Source organism: Bacillus sp. SJZ110, assembly GCF_006715455.1.
GTDB classification, from domain to species: Bacteria; Bacillota; Bacilli; order Bacillales; family Bacillaceae; genus Bacillus; species Bacillus subtilis.
This window is the reverse complement of the sequence record NZ_VFNF01000003.1, coordinates 63280-79191: the sequence shown is the minus strand read 5'-3', so window position 1 is coordinate 79191 and position 15912 is coordinate 63280. Positions and strand designations below refer to the sequence as shown.

Sequence of the window (15912 nt, the reverse complement as noted above, 5' to 3'; positions counted from 1 at the left end):
ATAGTTGGCTTTTTTTTGTTATGAATTCACTTCTTTTTCTTACTCTTTAATGACTAATAAAACACCGCTAAGAATTAAAAACGAACCTATCCAAAATGTCCCGCCTATTTGTTCTCCAAGCAGAATCCATCCGAGTAAGGTTCCAACCAGAGGCTGAAAAAAGAAAAAGAGGCCTCCACTTGAGGCATTTAATAATTGTAAGCCGTGGTTCCACAATAAAAAAGCACAAGCGGTTGAAACAATTCCCAAATACAAAAGGCAACCTAGAATTTTAGGGTCATGCAGTTGTGATGTAAAAATGGTGCTAGGTTTTACAAAAGGAGTTAGCGCCACAATGGCAACAAAAGTTGAATATGTTGTAACAAGTATTGGTGAATAACTGCTTGGAACGCGTTTGATAAGCACTGACATAAGTGCCCATGTAAGGGCTGCAACAAGCAGAGAAATACCGCCAAGCTGATGAGATGTATCAATATGTCCGTTTCCCACAATAAAGAATACACCTATGGTCGCTAAAATAATTGAGGTTCCTTTTTTGATAGTCAATGGTTCTTTGAGTAATAGACGAGCAAAAATAACCATGAACGCTGGTGTGGAGGACGTAATAATTGCTCCCATTTGTGCTGAAGACAACATCGTTCCATATTCTTGTGTAACAATTGAAATGGTGTTGCCAACAATTCCAATGGCAACCATTAATAAAAGGTCACGCTTATGAATTTTCCAAGGTTGTTTCCTTATCAAACCAACAATAAGGAGCGCAAGGATGGCGATGACGTACCTGATCCAAACCAATTCAAAAGGCGGAATTACTGCGACAACAACCTTTACCACAACATACATGCCACCCCAGATACTAGCGGCTAAAGCTAAATATATAGAACCTAACAGGGTATTTTTCATTTTCTTGTTCCCTCCGTATTTAAAATTAGGTCAATAAATGCCCTAACGGAGAGAAGTAGTCACTTTACTCCATTAAGGGCGGAGAAGTGCTACTGGAACATCATTTTCAAATAGTGGAGCTAAGAACATGTTATGATCACCTCGATTTTTAAGAATGACTATCATTATACAATGTTGGTTTTAAAGCCGTAAACAACTTAAGGGGACTCCATTTATTAATAGAATAAACCTTATGAATTAATGTCTCATATGAATTTTTTTGTAGGATAATGGCGTTATATTCATCGCTTGTTGAAATTTACTTATGAAATAACTGGTACTGTTAAATCCAACTTGATAAGACACTTCTGTCACATTGGATTCAGGGTGTTGCAGTAATAATAAGCTTTTTTGAATTCTATAATCCATTACATAACGTAATGGCGTCTTATTCAGCATTCGTTTAAAATAACGGCAGCATTCAGAACGGCTCAGTTGGCCAGCTTTTGCAATGTCCTCTAATGTGATTTTTTCAGCATAATGGAGATGGATCCAGTTTAACATTTGTTTCATTCGATGACTTTTTATCATTTCAGATTGATCGTACTCTAATTGAAAACCATTAACGACCAGGTTTTTCCACATTAACGTTAATTGCATTGTAATGTCAATCTCATAGAGCGATGGCTTTTGTTGAACCAATTGATTTATTTTTTTAACAGCATCTAGAATATTTTTTGCCCACTGTTGATTTCCATCCAAAAATAAATAGGGCAAATTGGTTGAAAACATATAGGGCTGAACATAGCTGGAATACAGTTCTTGAGATAAAACGAAATGGGGTGACACATTTAAGCAAATATACGTACAATCCGAGCCTTCCTTTTCTTCTGCCATGTGCAGGCAGCCGCTATTGATAAATAATCCATCCCCTTCGTGAACCTCTATTTTTTCTTCATTTATTTGAAAGAGAGCTATTCCTTTTAGTATCAAAACAAATTGGATTTCATCATGCCAATGAAGCGGAATATAGCCATTTATATTTTGATTGATCCTTGTCTTGTAACAGGCAACTGGTAATTCTACCGTTCGGTGCTCTGTTAATTCTTTTAAATTTTGATCGATCGCAAAATTCTTCATTCTGACTTCTCACCTCAATATATTTATATTTTTTCATTCAATTTGAGTATTTTTTATCATGTTTTGCATTTATTATAACACTATTATTATATTTATTAGTGAGGAGTCATGTATGATTACTTCCAATAGAAAAATGGGATTGTTCTATGTTATAACAGGGGCGACATGTTGGGGAATTGGAGGCACAGTAGCCAAAAAACTTTTTCAAGAATATCAAATTGATGTCAATTGGCTTGTAACGACACGTTTGCTTACGGCTGGAATGTTACTTTTAATGCTGCAATTGTTCAGAAAGGATCGGTCTCAGGTTATTGAGGTGTGGAAACACAAAGCGTCGGCTGGCCAGCTTCTTATTTTTGGCCTATTGGGAATGCTAGCTGTGCAGTACACATATATGGCATCCATTCAACATGGGAATGCTGCCGTTGCTACGTTATTGCAATATTTATCCCCAGTAATCGTCATTATCTACACGCTGTTGCGAAAACAAACGGTTCTTACCAAACAAGATATCATAACTGTTGTACTTGCTTTAGTGGGTTGCTTTTTTTTGTTAACAAATGGTTCAATGTCTCAACTTTCAGTGCCGGCAGCTGCAGTAGTATGGGGAGTTTTATCAGGATTCGCGGCAGCTTTTTATACTTTGTATGCCATTGGTTTATTAAATAAATTTGATTCTCTTGTCGTTGTAGGTTGGGCTATGATTATTGGCGGTTTTGCATTGGGTTTTATCCATCCGCCATGGCAACTGGATTTTCAACGATTAACTGCTGAGGCGTATGCATATATCTTATTCGTGATATTATTTGGAACAATGATTGCGTTTTGGTTCTTCATAAAAAGCTTGGAAAGCCTCTCTCCCAAAGAAACAAGCCTACTAGGCAGTCTAGAGCCTCTATCAGCTGTTGTAACAACTGTCGTTTGGTTAAAAGCGCCATTTGGTTCTTTTCAATGGATTGGTGCTATTTGTATTATAGGGATAACTTTAATATTGGCTTTACATAAAGAGCCTTCTATGGAGAGTGAAAAATCGATATTAAAGATTAGGAATCATGCAAATCGGGATATATAGGGGCTTTTTTTGCTTACATGACCGGTCCGGCAATGAAAAACACTGGTGGAGTTTGAGCCCTCTCGGCAGTATCAAAAATACCAAGGGTTTTGACGCCCTAGGTATTTTTTCTTCAAGAACCTTCAATTTTTCTTCTCTGATTGAAAAACGTATTACTTTTTTGTGATTGGTATCCAAATTTCACTTTTAAAAGATGGTGATGTTACATCCTTATGCTCGTTCCACAATATTTCTGGACCTTCTATTTGTTCGTAATTTGACGATGGAAACCATTCGGAATAAATGCGTCCCCATACTTCTTGCAGTGTATCCGGAAATGGCCCGATTGATTCGAATACAGCCCATGTTGAGGCAGGAACTTCAAGCCGTGAGAAGTTATCTGGACACCGTTTCGTTGTGGCTGCGCCAATATAGTGATCGAGCTCTCCGTTTTCCTCTGTCCGACCTTCAGAAAAATTCGTGGATGCACTAATGAGGCCTGATGGTGCTACATTAGATAGCTCTTTTAGTTTATTTATTGCTTTTTCATCTAAACTTTCCCACATAGATGCAATTTCCGGATTAATTCCTTTGAAAATAATAGGAACTCTTTTTTTAATGCCAACGATGCGAAATGCCTCTTTTTCTTCAATACGGTAGTTCATTTCATTTCCTCCTTTAATTGTTAGCTGGAAGGTCATTCGTGGATAAGCTTTAAGGGAATGGCCATTAAGTCTGGCTTGTGATGGGTTTATGCCATGTAAATTTTGGAATGCCCGTGCAAAAGAATCTGGTGAGTTATAACCGTACTTTATTGCAATATCAATCACTTTTACATTGCTGTCTTTCAGTTCAAAAGCTGCAAGAGTAAGACGTCTGCGACGAATATATTCCGATAATGAAATACATGAAAGGAAGGAAAACATCCTTTTAAAATGATATTCAGAGCAGAAAGCAAGCTTTGCTGCCTCTTGAAAATCAATATCGTTAGTGAGGTTTTCTTCAATATACTTTAACGCCCTATTCATACTTTTAAGCAAATCCATTTATTTGGCCTCCTTTAACCAAAGAATAACAGGAGTGAAATGTATTTATCCGACATTCTGTGCACAGTTTTGCAGGATGACTTATATGAAATAAAGTAAGTGATTCACTTGTATTTGTACAGGTTTTATTGAAGCATGCTGTTCATAAAAAGGCATCAATAAAAGATAATTATAATTGTCTTATAAGCAGCACATTCATATAATTGAGTGAAAAAGGATGCGTATCATGCCTATCAATTCTTTTGAAAACTATCCGATGAGCTGGAAGCCATCGATTGATAAAGCTGAAAAGCCTATTTATAAAGCACTTGCAGGGCAATTGGAACAGGATATTTTAAACGGAGTTTTATTACCTGGAACAAAACTTCCTCCACAGCGAGAATTGGCCGATTATCTAGATTTAAATGTGAGTACGATTTCAAAAGCATTTAAAGTGTGTGAGTTAAAAGGGCTGCTGAGTGCGACTGTAGGGAGCGGCACATTTGTATCGTATGATGCGTTGTCGAATGCGTATTTACTTGAGGATAATAAGCCGACACATTTAATTGAAATGGGAGCAATACTTCCAGATCACGCTTCATATGAGCCCTTGTTATACCAACTAAAAAACATGGTTCATGAGGAGGATTATGAAAAATGGTTTAGCTATGGCCGGGCAGGTGAAAGCCTTTGGCAAAAAGATGCAGCTGTAAAGCTCATCCAAAGAGGCGGATTTGAAACATCCGTTGATCACATTTTATTTGCAAATGGAGGGCAAAATGCGATTGCTGCGACTTTGGCGAGTCTTTGTAAGCCTGGAGATCGCATCGGAGTTGACCATCATACGTACCCTGGATTAAAAACTGTTGCATCATTGCTTAGTGTGCAAATCGTACCGATAAAATCAGAGAACGATGAAATGAGTCCGGAGTCACTTGAATATGCGTGTAAAAACGAAAATATTAAAGGTTTGTATTTAATCCCGGATTATCATAATCCGACGACTTCCTTTATGTCTGTTGAGAATCGAAGAATGGTTGCAGACATTGCAAAGAAATATAATCTGTTTGTTATTGAGGATGCATCGTACCATCTTCTTAGCAAAAAGCCGCTTCCGGCACTCGCCTCATTCGCACCGCAACAGGTTATTCATATTGCAAGTTTATCAAAATCGTTAGCGCCAGGCCTGCGTTTGGCTTATGTAGCAGTGCCGAGACAATATAAGGAGCCAATATCAAAGGCGCTTTATAATTTAAATATAACCGTTTCCCCGCTATTAGCTGAACTTACTGCTCGCACGATTGTATCAAATCAATTTGAAGTCTTAATTGAGAGTCATCGTGAACAAACCATTCGCAGAAATCAAATCGTAAACCGATATGTTGCGGGATATACATGTTTAGGTGTTGAAACAGGCATTTTTCGTTGGTTGATGTTACCCGGTAAAATAACTGGCGCTCAATTTGAAGAGTTGGCTGCTCGACATGGCGTGCAAGTGTATGCGGCTGAACGCTTTGTAGTAGGCAATAGTTGTCCTGAAAGGGCTGTAAGGGTTTCTGTCTGTGCACCAAAAACACTTGAAGAGCTTGAACAAGGATTAATGATCCTGAGACGTTTGCTAGACGATCTTACCTAATATTGTTTGCCATACAATTATGACATTGTATGGCTTTTTTGTGCGTGTTATGATGATCCACATCTAGAGGGAGGTTTATACAAAATTGGCTTTTAGAAAGGAAGGTCAGATGATGTTAGACAAGGACAGCGTAAAAGCAATAGATGTTCAAACTGCTTCATTACAAAGCTACATCAGTTCACCAGAAAAACAAAAATCGTTATACAAGCGTACACTAATCGTTGTGAGTATCTCACAAATTTTTGGCGGTGCGGGGCTGGCGGCAGGAGTGACTGTCGGTGCGCTTATTGCACAGCAAATGCTTGGCACTGATGCGTTTGCTGGTCTTCCTTCTGCTTTGTTTACTTTAGGGTCAGCAGGATCTGCATTAATTGTTGGAAGACTTTCTCAACGTTATGGCCGTCGAACAGGTCTTTCAGCTGGCTTTATGATTGGCGGACTTGGAGCAATAGGCGTTATTATGGCAGCAATCATAAATAGTATTTTCTTGTTATTTATTTCGTTGCTTATTTACGGTGCAGGTACAGCCACTAATTTACAGGCCCGTTATGCAGGTACAGACTTAGCAAATCATAAGCAGCGAGCGACTGCTGTTAGTATAACCATGGTTTTTACTACATTTGGCGCAGTGGCAGGTCCAAGCTTAGTGAATGTGATGGGGGATTTCGCTCTTTCTATTGGTGTTCCATCACTTGCTGGCCCTTTCATTTTAGCCGCAGCAGCATATATTTTAGCAGGTGTGGTCCTTTTCATTATGCTTCGTCCAGATCCATTAGTTATAGCAAGAACAATAGAAGCGGCAAATGAAGAGCCTGGTGATAAAGGACATTTGGCGGCAACTGAGCATACAGAAAACAAAAAAGGGATAATCGTTGGGGCAACGGTTATGATTCTTACCCAAATAGTAATGGTAGCTATTATGACAATGACACCGGTTCATATGAGACATCATGGGCATGACTTGGGTGCAGTCGGTCTTGTTATTGGTTTTCATATAGGTGCTATGTATCTCCCTTCACTGGTTACAGGTGTTCTTGTAGATAGGTTGGGACGTACCGCAATGGCTATTTCCTCTGGAACAACGTTGCTTTTGGCAGGTGTAATAGCAGCATTTGCTCCGGGAGATTCTATGGTTCTTCTCGTCATTGCTCTTTCTTTACTGGGATTAGGGTGGAATTTTGGTTTGATAAGCGGGACTGCCCTTATTGTAGATTCAACTGATAGTGCCACACGAGCTAAAACGCAGGGGACAGTGGATGTTCTGATTGCGTTGTCAGGAGCTGCTGGCGGAGCATTATCTGGAATGATTGTGGCAGGGTCAAGTTACCTCGCATTATCATTTACTGGAGGGATTTTGTCCTTATTACTCATTCCAGTGGTGGTATGGTTTAGGGGCCGCTAAAGGATAGGATTGTTTAATTTACATTAATTTGTTATATTGTTAGATAAAGTCTATTGCGTCGTCTAATATTCTAACGAACTATAGTTGCTCCATTAAATCTATTATAAAGATTTGACCAGGATTCCTTATAGCTGTGTCACTCACTGCATATTCTTTAATTGAATCACATAAAATGGTTATCGGATTTGAAAAAGGCAGGATTACTCGCTTTAGGTAAAGGAGTCATAACGTTGTTAAAAAGGTTTTCTCTTGTTTTTGTTACACTAATGATGTCTATCGTTGTTGTTTTAGCGGCTGCTAAAGAGTCGCCTGGAGATCATGTCATCTCATTTGATGAACCTCTTATCTTGATGATCTCAATTGGGATCGTTGTATTTTTATTTATCCCTCCATTAGTCATGTCCTTTTTTGGCAATTTGGTTGTAAGAATAATATCTGGTGTATACCAATGTTTTATCGTTTTCACTTTTCTGGGACTCATTCCAATTGGATTTCTTATTCCCAATGGCTTTTTGACAATTCTAGTTTCTATTGCAGGAACTTTAGTCAGTATAGCTAGTGTTGCCGTAACCTTATGCATTGGCAAGAATAAAAAAGATATATAATCATCGAATTGTTATTTTTTCAGATTGTCAGTGAAATAATTATACAAAAAGAGAAGGCTTGTGGGCCTTCTTTTTTTGTTGTTGCATCATCCCTACTTTAAGCTTAATCTATTGAATAATAAGAGAAGGAACCTATAGAAGAATAAAATAAATACCGAGATGTCAAAAATAAAACTGGACTTCATTATTGTGAATTCACGTAAAAGTAAAAAGATTGGAAAGAGGGGAATTCCTTCATGACAAATAGCAGAACAAATCCGAAGGTTGATGAATTTTTAAGTGAAGCGAAAAAGTGGAAGGAAGAATTTGAGAAGTTGAGAACCATCATTCTTGACTGTGAGCTGACTGAAGATTTTAAGTGGATGCATCCTTGTTACACATACAATAATAAAAATGTCGTTTTAATACATGGGTTTAAAGAATATTGTGCGCTTCTGTTTCACAAAGGTGCCCTATTACAGGATGCCCATGGAATTCTCATACAACAAACGGAGAATGTACAGGCGGCGCGCCAGATTCGGTTTACAAATGTTCAGGAAATAAATGAGCTAGAAAACATTTTGAAAGCCTATATTCACGAAGCCATTGAAGTTGAAAAAGCCGGTTTGAAAGTGGAAGTTAACAAAAATATTGAATTGAACATTCCTGAAGAACTTCAAAAAAAATTCGATGAAATCCCTGCATTGAAAACTGCTTTTGAAGCATTGACCCCGGGACGGCAAAGAGCATACACTCTTTATTTTTCTCAAGCCAAACAATCCAAAACCCGAGAATCGAGAGTCGAAAAATATGTGCAAAAAATTCTCGATGGAAAGGGATTAAAGGATTAGGCACGCCAAGGTTCAGGCTAAAGGAATAGCATCATAGCGTAATAAGATACTTTCTATAGAAGAAAAAACAAGCATAGTAAGATGCTTGTTTTTTCTTAGGACAACATTCACTTACTGCCGAAATGCTTCTTTTGATTAACATTGTATGCCACTAGACAGCGTTATAAAATATTAATGCAACACCTAGAAATCATACGATCCAATGAAATAGCTCAATGGTACGGCTCATCACATTTAGAATGCCTAGGAGAACTAATAGAACCGGAAGATTTTTCAGCAAGTTACTGCACTTCAAACTTTGTTTTTATATTAATATATCTTATTTCCTTATTAACCATTGTATTTAGTCAGGTACAGACAAACGAATACGATTAATGAATCATCATGATATCAATGAGCCGCTTGATTTTTTCCTTGTCACCTGTATCAACATACACTGTTTTTCTGTTTTTTATGATATTCTCAGTCACTTCCCTCATGACGCCTTTTTCTACATCATCAGCGGAATCCCAGCGTAAAGGCACATTATATACATGAATCGTGCCATCCCCATTGCCATGATAAGTGACTGATCCATCCACTAAACGAGAACCTGCTAACTGGGTTACATCTTCTGGATAGCTGGCACTTGTATCATCATTAGGATTAATTGGCTCGCCAGCCGAAATATGTCGAACATTTAATTCATCTATCTCTTGATTAGGTCCAAGTTGAAGCCAAACTCTGGCATATTCGATTTTTTCCGAAGAGTATGCTGCCAATACATTGTCTTCTTTGCTTTTCTCTTCTGCTGAAGAGGTCTCATTTGCAGCTTTTGTTGCGAATTCTTCTGATTCTGTTATTGGCTCCGCTTCATCCTTGCGTATTTTGGTTCTCTCTTCAGGCTCAGTGTGTTTTTCGTCAGTTTGCACAGCAGAAGCTTGATTTGAAGGTTGATGTGCTTCTTCATCCTTACTGCCCGTACATCCAGCAAGCAAAATCATGAGCAGCAGGGCAGTAATACAAAAATATATCTTTCTGTGTTTCTTCATTCTTTCATTCATTCATTCATTCATTCATTCATTCCTCCCTCTCCATTAACTCAGGTCAGCTTCATATATAAGTTTATGTATCTAAATATTACCATGGAATAGATAGGATGATATTGAAAACTGTTAAGAAGAGGAAACGATCTTGAATAACATCGCGAAAACTTAAGAATTCTTAAGAAGTTTTGCCCCTTTTTCTATGTTTTCAAGCGGGAACATGATGAAGGATTTAGAACGTAAATATCCAGAGTTGAAAAAATTATTGGAGACTTACAATTATAAGTTTTTGGCGCTGGGGATGATTTATCCAATAGCTCCAACAGATGTCGTTTGTTTTTTATCGGCAGCTGTAGGAATCAAGTATACCACTTACATTTTAACGGTTATCGTTACGAATATCCCTTTATTGATATTTTCGAGTTTCATTGTGATCAATTTTAGTGAGTCATTAATGGGAACTGTATTGGTTGTCGCATCATTTGTTTTGGTTTCTATTGTATCCATTAAAATGTGGAATACCCTTAAGCATAAACGGAGCACATAGAAATGCCACGGGACTAACCATTTATAGCTTATAAGCACCTGTAGAGATTTAAGTTCTTTCTGTATCCAATAATACCAAGGGTATAACTGCCCTTGGTATTATGTTCTGCTGCACATATATAAACCCTCCATTTTCGTTTGTAGATCCTTTTTTATTTTTGTATTTTAGGTTGAATGATCACCAGACGATAAATGAACGCATGAACTGAAAAGCTGTTTTGCCGCAAAATAAATAAATCAACGATAACAATCTCGCTACTACGATAGATTTTGATTACTGTATATAATCGTTGTTTAGTAAATGCTCTTTCATTTTTTGTATAGCCTTCGCTTCGTCAGATCCATTTGCGTGTATATATATTTTGGTTCCGGGTTTAATTCCTAAATCCATAATATCCATTATGGATTTGGGTGATTGTTTGAGGTTAACAGTTTTCCCTTGGTATTCAAGAAAAATGTCTGATGTAAACCGATGAGCTATACTGACTAACAGGGTAGCCGGTCTCGCAAACCCTGTTTCCTTAATGATCGTAAATTGTCTTTTAATCATTCTTCACCTCATTACATTCTGCCTCTTGACGGATTTATAGTTGGGTTGCAGATCAAATTTGAATTTAGAGTACCTTTAGGATAAGCGGTCTAATTTCATCATTTTCTCTGCATTTTGAAATAACACTCTTTCTTTGTGTTTACAAAATAATTCTCAACTAACTAAAATGGACAATGACTTCATTCGAGAAAAAAGCATGATTCACTAATCAACATTTGTTTATTATTGTAAATAAAAACATGGTGTGTACAATGGTTACATTCAGGCGATTTGTTGATTATTCAACATTCCACTCTAAATTGTTGATTATCTTAAGAAAGTTTGGTGAAAAGCTATGTCCAAAGTGGATAGAAGAATAACCAAAAGCCAAGAGGCTATTAAAATAGCTCTGATTGAGCTGATGACTGAAAAAAGTTTTGATCATATTACGATTAAGGAAATTTCTGAAAGGGCAAATGTAAACCGGGGAACAATCTATCTTCATTACTTAGATAAATTTGATCTATTAGAAAAAATTATGGAAGAGCATATAAACAATATGGGGGATTTTTGTGAGTCGGCAGCTGAAATGGACTGGATTGAATCGACTGTACACTGCATGGAATACCTTGAGAGTAATTATTTATTCTTTTCGACGATGTTAGCCAGTGAAGGCGCTCGATATTTTCGCAGTCAGTTCCTTAAGTTTAATATCGAAGAGTTCAGGAAAGATGTAGATGTAACGAAAGGCAAGAATTACGGCCAAAGTGAAGATGTCATTGTTGAATTTATAGCAAATGCTTACGTAGGGGTAGTGGAATGGTGGTTGAAAAACGAAATGCCTTACCCGCCTCGTGTCATGGCAGAAAAAGTGGGGGATTTGTTAGTGCGGATTTTATAATGGCGTCAGGTAAATGGGTGTTGCGAATCGTTAGGAACAAGAATGTGACTTATTTGTCTAAGCGAGAGATTCAAGTCTCCTCGATCGCATACAAAATACCAAGGGTTGCAGGCCCTTGGTATTTTTATACTTTCATGCATTTTTGAAGTTTATGCTTAATGGTCTGCCTTACTTTGCAAATCGCCGAGCTGCGGCAACGCACATGATAACGGCGATATTCACTGCTACGAGTGCCCAGCCTACTTTCTCGTGCAGTATCACTGAGGCAAGCAGCAGTCCAAAAAAAGGCTGGAGAAGCTGGAGCTGCCCAACCGCTGCAATTCCCCCTTGGGCAAGACCTCGATACCAGAACACGAAGCCAATCAGCATGCTGAATAAGGATACATATGCAAGACTGAGTAGCGCGGGAACGCCGATCGCCGACCATGAGTCCGGCGTAAAAAAGAACGACAATGGCAGCATAAGAGGAAGCGACAGAACGAGTGCCCATGAGATCACCTGCCAATTCCCCAGACGCCGTGAAAGTTTGGCCCCTTCTGCATAACCGAGACCGCATACGACAATAGAAGCCAGCATGTACGCGTCGCCAAGCGGGGATGAACCTCCCCCCTGAATGAGGGCGAAACCTGCTACTAACAAGCTGCCAACGGTTGAGAAAATCCAGAAGACGGGCCGAGGGCGTTCACCCCCGCGCAGTACGCCGAAGACCGCCGTTGCGAGTGGAAGAAGTCCAATGAAGACAATGGCGTGTGCGGAAGTGACATGCTGAAGCGCTAAAGCTGTCAGCAACGGGAAACCAATCACTACGCCAAACGCTACCACTAATAATGAAATGAGGTCTCTTTTGGAAGGATGCTGCTGCCGGAAGATGAGAAGGAGACCTCCCGCCAGTACACCAGCTATCGCAGCGCGGCATACGGTGAGGAACAGCGGATCGAAGTCCGACACAGCCAAACGGGTCGCAGGCAGCGAGCCGCTGAAAATGAGTACGCCTATAAAACCATTTATCCAGCCATTTGTTCGTTTGTTCATTACAATCACTCCACATATCTTTCTTGTTCATTGTCTGTATTTTCTTAACAAAACCAGTAGCTAAGGATTACAATGACTATAAACTGGAATTGGCCTTTTATAAACAGCCAGTTTTCATAAAAAAATGCATACCAGTTAGGAGAACAACGCGCAAATGGATATCACGCCTTTTTTGGATAGAAATCTGGATATTCCGCTTTATCAGCAGCTTTATCGATATTTTAAAGAAAATATGCATCGGGGCCGTATTCAAAAAGGAATGAAGCTTCCTTCAAAAAGACTCCTGGCGAATCAGCTTTCCATCAGCCAAACGACTGTAGAGCGTGCCTATGAACAGCTCGCTGCTGAGGGCTATATTGTGAGCAAGCCAAGAAGCGGGTGGTTTGCTGATTATCATGATTCTGATTTTGCTTATGATAGAATGCCAAGCACAACACCCATTCAACAAGAAGCAGAAGAAAATAAACAATCGATTGATTTTCATTATGGGAATGTAGATTCTTCTTACTTCCCTTTTTCCGCATGGCGAAAAAGCATGGTCAATAGCTTAGACCAATATGGACACGAGCTTTATCGGCCGGGTCATGTTTTAGGAGAGTTTGAGCTGAGAACACTCATTGCAGAGTACCTGTATCAATCTCGGGGTGTTTATTGCGGCCCTGAACAAGTGATTATAGGTGCCGGGAACCCTATTCTGCTGCAAATCTTGTGCCAAGTTTTTGAGCCGAATATTTCTATAGGGTATGAGGATCCTGGTTATCCAAGAGCACGCAAAATTTTTGAAGCCAATCGCATGAATATTGTTCCGATACCAGTCGATGATGAAGGAATCTGTATACAGAAGATCAAAGAACAGCAGCCAAACCTTGTATATGTCACACCTTCCCATCAATTTACGCTGGGAACCATAATGACAATAAACAGAAGAATTCAGCTGCTCAAATGGGCGGCCGAACATCAATCCTTTATCATAGAGGATGATTATGACGGGGAATTTAGGTACACAGGACAGCCGGTTCCTTCTCTGCAAGGGCTTGATCAGCATAACCGTGTCATTTATATGGGCACTTTTTCTAAGTCTCTTTTGCCCTCGCTGCGTATCAGCTATATGATTCTTCCTTCGCCTCTTTTAAAAAAGGGGCATGAAATCACGTCCTTATATAAGCAAACAGTGTCCTGCCACAGTCAGCTAACCCTAGCTGAATTTATAAAAAATGGAGAGTGGCAAAAACACATCAACAGAATGAGAAAACTTTACCGCAAAAAAAGAGCCATTGTATTAGAGGCAGTGCAAAGGGAATTAGGAGAGCATGTCAGAATTCGCGGAGAAAACTCTGGGCTTCGTATCTTACTTGACGTTTATTTGCCATTTGGTGAAAAAGAGTTAATTGAGAAGGCGAAAAAACATGGAGTAAAAATTTATCCTGTTTCTCTTTCTTATCAACATCATCCTCCTACAAAAACGGTCTCGCTCGGGTTTGCAGGGGTTTCTGAATCCGACATAAGAGAAGGCATAAAAAAACTGAAGGCTGCCTGGAAGATATGAGGGAGCTTTCAGTTTAGCAAAACGGCAAAGTGACGACTAAGTGTTGAGAGCTGTTCAATATTATTTAAGTATATGATGAGTGCCTGCAGTCCAGGCCACGATACGTCTGTTTAGCGAAAACAGAATTTTTTATTTGCTCATCACAGTGCTAAAATAAACAAAATAGACAATTGAAAAATAGAGGTGTAAGAATGAAGTTAGATGAGTTTACAATTGGCCAGGTCTTCAAAACGAAATCATTAAAAGTATCAAAAGATGATATTATGCGGTTTGCGGGTGAATTTGACCCTCAGTATATGCATGTAGATGAAGAAAAAGCGAATAAAGGCAGATTTAATGGAATTATCGCTTCCGGCATACAAACACTGGCCATATCTTTTAAACTTTGGATTGAAGAAGGTTTCTATGGAGACGATATTATAGCCGGAACAGAGATGAATCATATGACATTCATAAAACCTGTATATCCGGATGATGAATTGTTTACAATTGTTAAGGTTCTTGATAAGCAGCCAAAGAGAAATGAATTGGGAATACTCACAGTATTGCTATCTACTTATAATCAAAAAGAAGTAAAAGTGTTTGAAGGTGAGTTATCTGTATTGATCAAACGATAACTCAGAAAGCCCGCTTTTCGCGGGCTCGATTGAAGCAGATGGGTGAAAGATGTTAGCGAGTTTCCTTTGAAAAATAAGAGGTTAAAACATCATAAACAATAGGCAAAGAAGTAAATCCCTCATCTTCTAGAAAATGACCTCCGTGCTGAACTTCATATAACGCAGCATCAATTTGTTGTGCCAGATCCTTGCTGAATGAAAAAGGCACAATTTGGTCGTCCTTAGAAGCAATGACAGCACGGTGCTTCGCGGACTCAATGATTGTTTGATGATCAAACGATCCCTGTGTAAATTCATCTAACATCTTTAAAGTGGGCAATGATTTGGCAAAGCCGGAAACAAGTATGATTCCGCCAAGCTGTTTTCGTAATTGAAGATGTTCCAAAAATCTCAAAATGGCGGGGCAACCTAAGCTGTGCGCAACCAAATACGTATTTTCATGTAAAGTGTGCTGATATAAAGAGAGTGTATCCAGCCAATCCTCAAGTCTTGGCTGGAGCGGATTAGGCATGTTTAAAATGTCTGCTTTGACCCCATCTGCGAGCAGGCGTTTTTTCAGCCAAGGGAACCAATGATTTGTTGAGGAGGCTCCGTAGCCATGAATGATATAGACTTGTTTTGTCATTTTTTCCTCCACACGAAGCATTTTCATTCAGTATAAAATTCCTCTCAATGGGAAACAAGTACGCACTTTTTTGTAAGTAGTTTTACATATGAGGCATTCCTTGTGCCATTCCCCACTTACACATTTCATCTATGAGGGGGTACAAAGATCGCCCTCTGTCAGATAACGAATACTCTACTTTCAGTGGGGTTTGAGAAACCTCATACCGATGAATAAGGCCGTCAGTTTGCAATTCCTTAAGCTGTGCGCTTAACATTTTATGGGTGATGAAGGGCATAGCCCTTTTCAGCTCGCCGTATCTCATCGTTTTTTCACACCCTAACTCATAGAGGATTCTCATTTTCCATTTGCCCCCTATAAGAGATAAGGTGTATTCAAATGGGGCTTGTTTACTGCGGCACAGGTTATTCATTGTAATCAAACCTCCTTTTTTAAGTATCATATCAGAATAAATTAGGATTTTCGGTGTTGAAGTTTGAGGGCGATTCACGATCTGAAGTGAAAGGGGCCGCTTGCTCAA

The 15912-nt window shown here is 39.0% G+C and carries 17 protein-coding genes; 9 read left to right on the top strand and 8 right to left on the bottom strand.

Annotated elements, in window-relative coordinates:
* Nucleotides 1–39: 39 nt before the first annotated feature.
* On the bottom strand, nucleotides 40–903 hold the full coding sequence (locus tag FB592_RS10465; RefSeq protein ID WP_141949489.1) for a DMT family transporter: 864 nt from the start codon (nucleotides 901–903) through the stop codon (nucleotides 40–42).
* A 237-nt stretch (nucleotides 904–1140) separates the two neighbouring features.
* Complete coding sequence (locus FB592_RS10460; protein ID WP_038827573.1) at nucleotides 1141–2022, bottom strand: AraC family transcriptional regulator; 882 nt, start codon at nucleotides 2020–2022, stop codon at nucleotides 1141–1143.
* A 112-nt stretch (nucleotides 2023–2134) separates the two neighbouring features.
* Here FB592_RS10460 and FB592_RS10455 point away from each other — a divergent pair, with 112 nt between their 5' ends.
* Nucleotides 2135–3094: a DMT family transporter gene (locus FB592_RS10455; protein ID WP_049140446.1), complete on the top strand. Its 960-nt coding sequence runs from the start codon at nucleotides 2135–2137 to the stop codon at nucleotides 3092–3094.
* 152 nt (nucleotides 3095–3246) lie between these two features.
* Here the strand turns inward: FB592_RS10455 and FB592_RS10450 are convergent, their stop codons facing one another.
* Nucleotides 3247–4119: an AraC family transcriptional regulator gene (locus FB592_RS10450; protein ID WP_049140448.1), complete on the bottom strand. Its 873-nt coding sequence runs from the start codon at nucleotides 4117–4119 to the stop codon at nucleotides 3247–3249.
* Between the two features lie 226 nt (nucleotides 4120–4345).
* On the opposite strand from FB592_RS10450, the gene FB592_RS10445 reads away from it, so the two are divergent.
* From FB592_RS10445 to FB592_RS10430, 4 genes are all read left to right on the top strand, one after another.
* Nucleotides 4346–5734 (top strand): aminotransferase-like domain-containing protein, encoded by a 1389-nt coding sequence (locus FB592_RS10445; RefSeq protein WP_049140449.1) that lies wholly within the window; start codon nucleotides 4346–4348, stop codon nucleotides 5732–5734.
* Nucleotides 5735–5843: 109 nt separating this feature from the next.
* Complete coding sequence (locus FB592_RS10440) at nucleotides 5844–7136, top strand: MFS transporter (RefSeq protein WP_141949548.1); 1293 nt, start codon at nucleotides 5844–5846, stop codon at nucleotides 7134–7136.
* Nucleotides 7137–7366: 230 nt separating this feature from the next.
* Nucleotides 7367–7741 carry a hypothetical protein gene (locus FB592_RS10435; protein WP_064671983.1) on the top strand — a complete coding sequence of 125 codons (375 nt, stop codon included), beginning with the start codon at nucleotides 7367–7369 and terminating at the stop codon, nucleotides 7739–7741.
* Nucleotides 7742–7977: 236 nt separating this feature from the next.
* The gene (locus tag FB592_RS10430) at nucleotides 7978–8571 is read left to right on the top strand and encodes a YdeI/OmpD-associated family protein (RefSeq protein WP_141949488.1); all 594 of its coding nucleotides are present in this window, start codon (nucleotides 7978–7980) and stop codon (nucleotides 8569–8571) included.
* Between the two features lie 371 nt (nucleotides 8572–8942).
* On the opposite strand, the gene FB592_RS10425 is transcribed toward FB592_RS10430, so the two are convergent.
* A complete protein-coding gene (locus FB592_RS10425; RefSeq protein WP_061891303.1) occupies nucleotides 8943–9602 on the bottom strand; it encodes a hypothetical protein in 660 nt (219 codons plus the stop codon).
* A gap of 217 nt (nucleotides 9603–9819) precedes the next feature.
* On the opposite strand from FB592_RS10425, the gene FB592_RS10420 reads away from it, so the two are divergent.
* Nucleotides 9820–10143, top strand: coding sequence for a TVP38/TMEM64 family protein (locus FB592_RS10420; protein ID WP_015252739.1), 324 nt, complete (start codon nucleotides 9820–9822; stop codon nucleotides 10141–10143).
* 273 nt (nucleotides 10144–10416) lie between these two features.
* Here FB592_RS10420 and FB592_RS10415 read toward each other — a convergent pair whose 3' ends face one another.
* Complete coding sequence (locus FB592_RS10415; RefSeq protein ID WP_141949487.1) at nucleotides 10417–10692, bottom strand: HPr family phosphocarrier protein; 276 nt, start codon at nucleotides 10690–10692, stop codon at nucleotides 10417–10419.
* Nucleotides 10693–11026: 334 nt separating this feature from the next.
* On the opposite strand from FB592_RS10415, the gene FB592_RS10410 reads away from it, so the two are divergent.
* Nucleotides 11027–11572: a TetR/AcrR family transcriptional regulator gene (locus tag FB592_RS10410; RefSeq protein ID WP_141949486.1), complete on the top strand. Its 546-nt coding sequence runs from the start codon at nucleotides 11027–11029 to the stop codon at nucleotides 11570–11572.
* 168 nt (nucleotides 11573–11740) lie between these two features.
* On the opposite strand, the gene FB592_RS10405 is transcribed toward FB592_RS10410, so the two are convergent.
* Complete coding sequence (locus FB592_RS10405) at nucleotides 11741–12604, bottom strand: DMT family transporter (protein WP_141949547.1); 864 nt, start codon at nucleotides 12602–12604, stop codon at nucleotides 11741–11743.
* A gap of 154 nt (nucleotides 12605–12758) precedes the next feature.
* Here FB592_RS10405 and pdxR point away from each other — a divergent pair, with 154 nt between their 5' ends.
* The gene (gene pdxR, locus FB592_RS10400; RefSeq protein ID WP_141949485.1) at nucleotides 12759–14150 is read left to right on the top strand and encodes a MocR-like pyridoxine biosynthesis transcription factor PdxR; all 1392 of its coding nucleotides are present in this window, start codon (nucleotides 12759–12761) and stop codon (nucleotides 14148–14150) included.
* 191 nt (nucleotides 14151–14341) lie between these two features.
* A complete protein-coding gene (locus FB592_RS10395) occupies nucleotides 14342–14767 on the top strand; it encodes a MaoC family dehydratase (RefSeq protein ID WP_021481670.1) in 426 nt (141 codons plus the stop codon).
* A 52-nt stretch (nucleotides 14768–14819) separates the two neighbouring features.
* Here FB592_RS10395 and FB592_RS10390 read toward each other — a convergent pair whose 3' ends face one another.
* Both FB592_RS10390 and FB592_RS10385 read right to left on the bottom strand, forming a co-directional pair.
* Nucleotides 14820–15392 (bottom strand): alpha/beta hydrolase, encoded by a 573-nt coding sequence (locus tag FB592_RS10390; protein WP_031315637.1) that lies wholly within the window; start codon nucleotides 15390–15392, stop codon nucleotides 14820–14822.
* An 82-nt stretch (nucleotides 15393–15474) separates the two neighbouring features.
* Complete coding sequence (locus tag FB592_RS10385; protein ID WP_021481668.1) at nucleotides 15475–15804, bottom strand: winged helix-turn-helix transcriptional regulator; 330 nt, start codon at nucleotides 15802–15804, stop codon at nucleotides 15475–15477.
* Between the last annotated feature and the right edge of the window lie 108 nt (nucleotides 15805–15912).

Bases quoted from the DNA above. Each gene is read 5' to 3' on its own strand.
- FB592_RS10410 (WP_141949486.1), top strand. From the start codon at position 11,027: ATGTCCAAAGTGGATAGAAGAATAACCAAAAGCCAAGAGGCTATTAAA.
- FB592_RS10425 (WP_061891303.1), bottom strand. From the start codon at position 9,602: ATGAAGAAACACAGAAAGATATATTTTTGTATTACTGCCCTGCTGCTC.
- FB592_RS10455 (WP_049140446.1), top strand. From the start codon at position 2,135: ATGATTACTTCCAATAGAAAAATGGGATTGTTCTATGTTATAACAGGG.
- FB592_RS10420 (WP_015252739.1), top strand. From the start codon at position 9,820: ATGAAGGATTTAGAACGTAAATATCCAGAGTTGAAAAAATTATTGGAG.
- FB592_RS10430 (WP_141949488.1), top strand. From the start codon at position 7,978: ATGACAAATAGCAGAACAAATCCGAAGGTTGATGAATTTTTAAGTGAA.
- FB592_RS10405 (WP_141949547.1), bottom strand. From the start codon at position 12,604: ATGAACAAACGAACAAATGGCTGGATAAATGGTTTTATAGGCGTACTC.
- pdxR (WP_141949485.1), top strand. From the start codon at position 12,759: ATGGATATCACGCCTTTTTTGGATAGAAATCTGGATATTCCGCTTTAT.
- FB592_RS10385 (WP_021481668.1), bottom strand. From the start codon at position 15,804: ATGAATAACCTGTGCCGCAGTAAACAAGCCCCATTTGAATACACCTTA.
- FB592_RS10465 (WP_141949489.1), bottom strand. From the start codon at position 903: ATGAAAAATACCCTGTTAGGTTCTATATATTTAGCTTTAGCCGCTAGT.
- FB592_RS10440 (WP_141949548.1), top strand. From the start codon at position 5,844: ATGATGTTAGACAAGGACAGCGTAAAAGCAATAGATGTTCAAACTGCT.
- FB592_RS10390 (WP_031315637.1), bottom strand. From the start codon at position 15,392: ATGACAAAACAAGTCTATATCATTCATGGCTACGGAGCCTCCTCAACA.
- FB592_RS10395 (WP_021481670.1), top strand. From the start codon at position 14,342: ATGAAGTTAGATGAGTTTACAATTGGCCAGGTCTTCAAAACGAAATCA.
- FB592_RS10460 (WP_038827573.1), bottom strand. From the start codon at position 2,022: ATGAAGAATTTTGCGATCGATCAAAATTTAAAAGAATTAACAGAGCAC.
- FB592_RS10445 (WP_049140449.1), top strand. From the start codon at position 4,346: ATGCCTATCAATTCTTTTGAAAACTATCCGATGAGCTGGAAGCCATCG.
- FB592_RS10450 (WP_049140448.1), bottom strand. From the start codon at position 4,119: ATGGATTTGCTTAAAAGTATGAATAGGGCGTTAAAGTATATTGAAGAA.
- FB592_RS10415 (WP_141949487.1), bottom strand. From the start codon at position 10,692: ATGATTAAAAGACAATTTACGATCATTAAGGAAACAGGGTTTGCGAGA.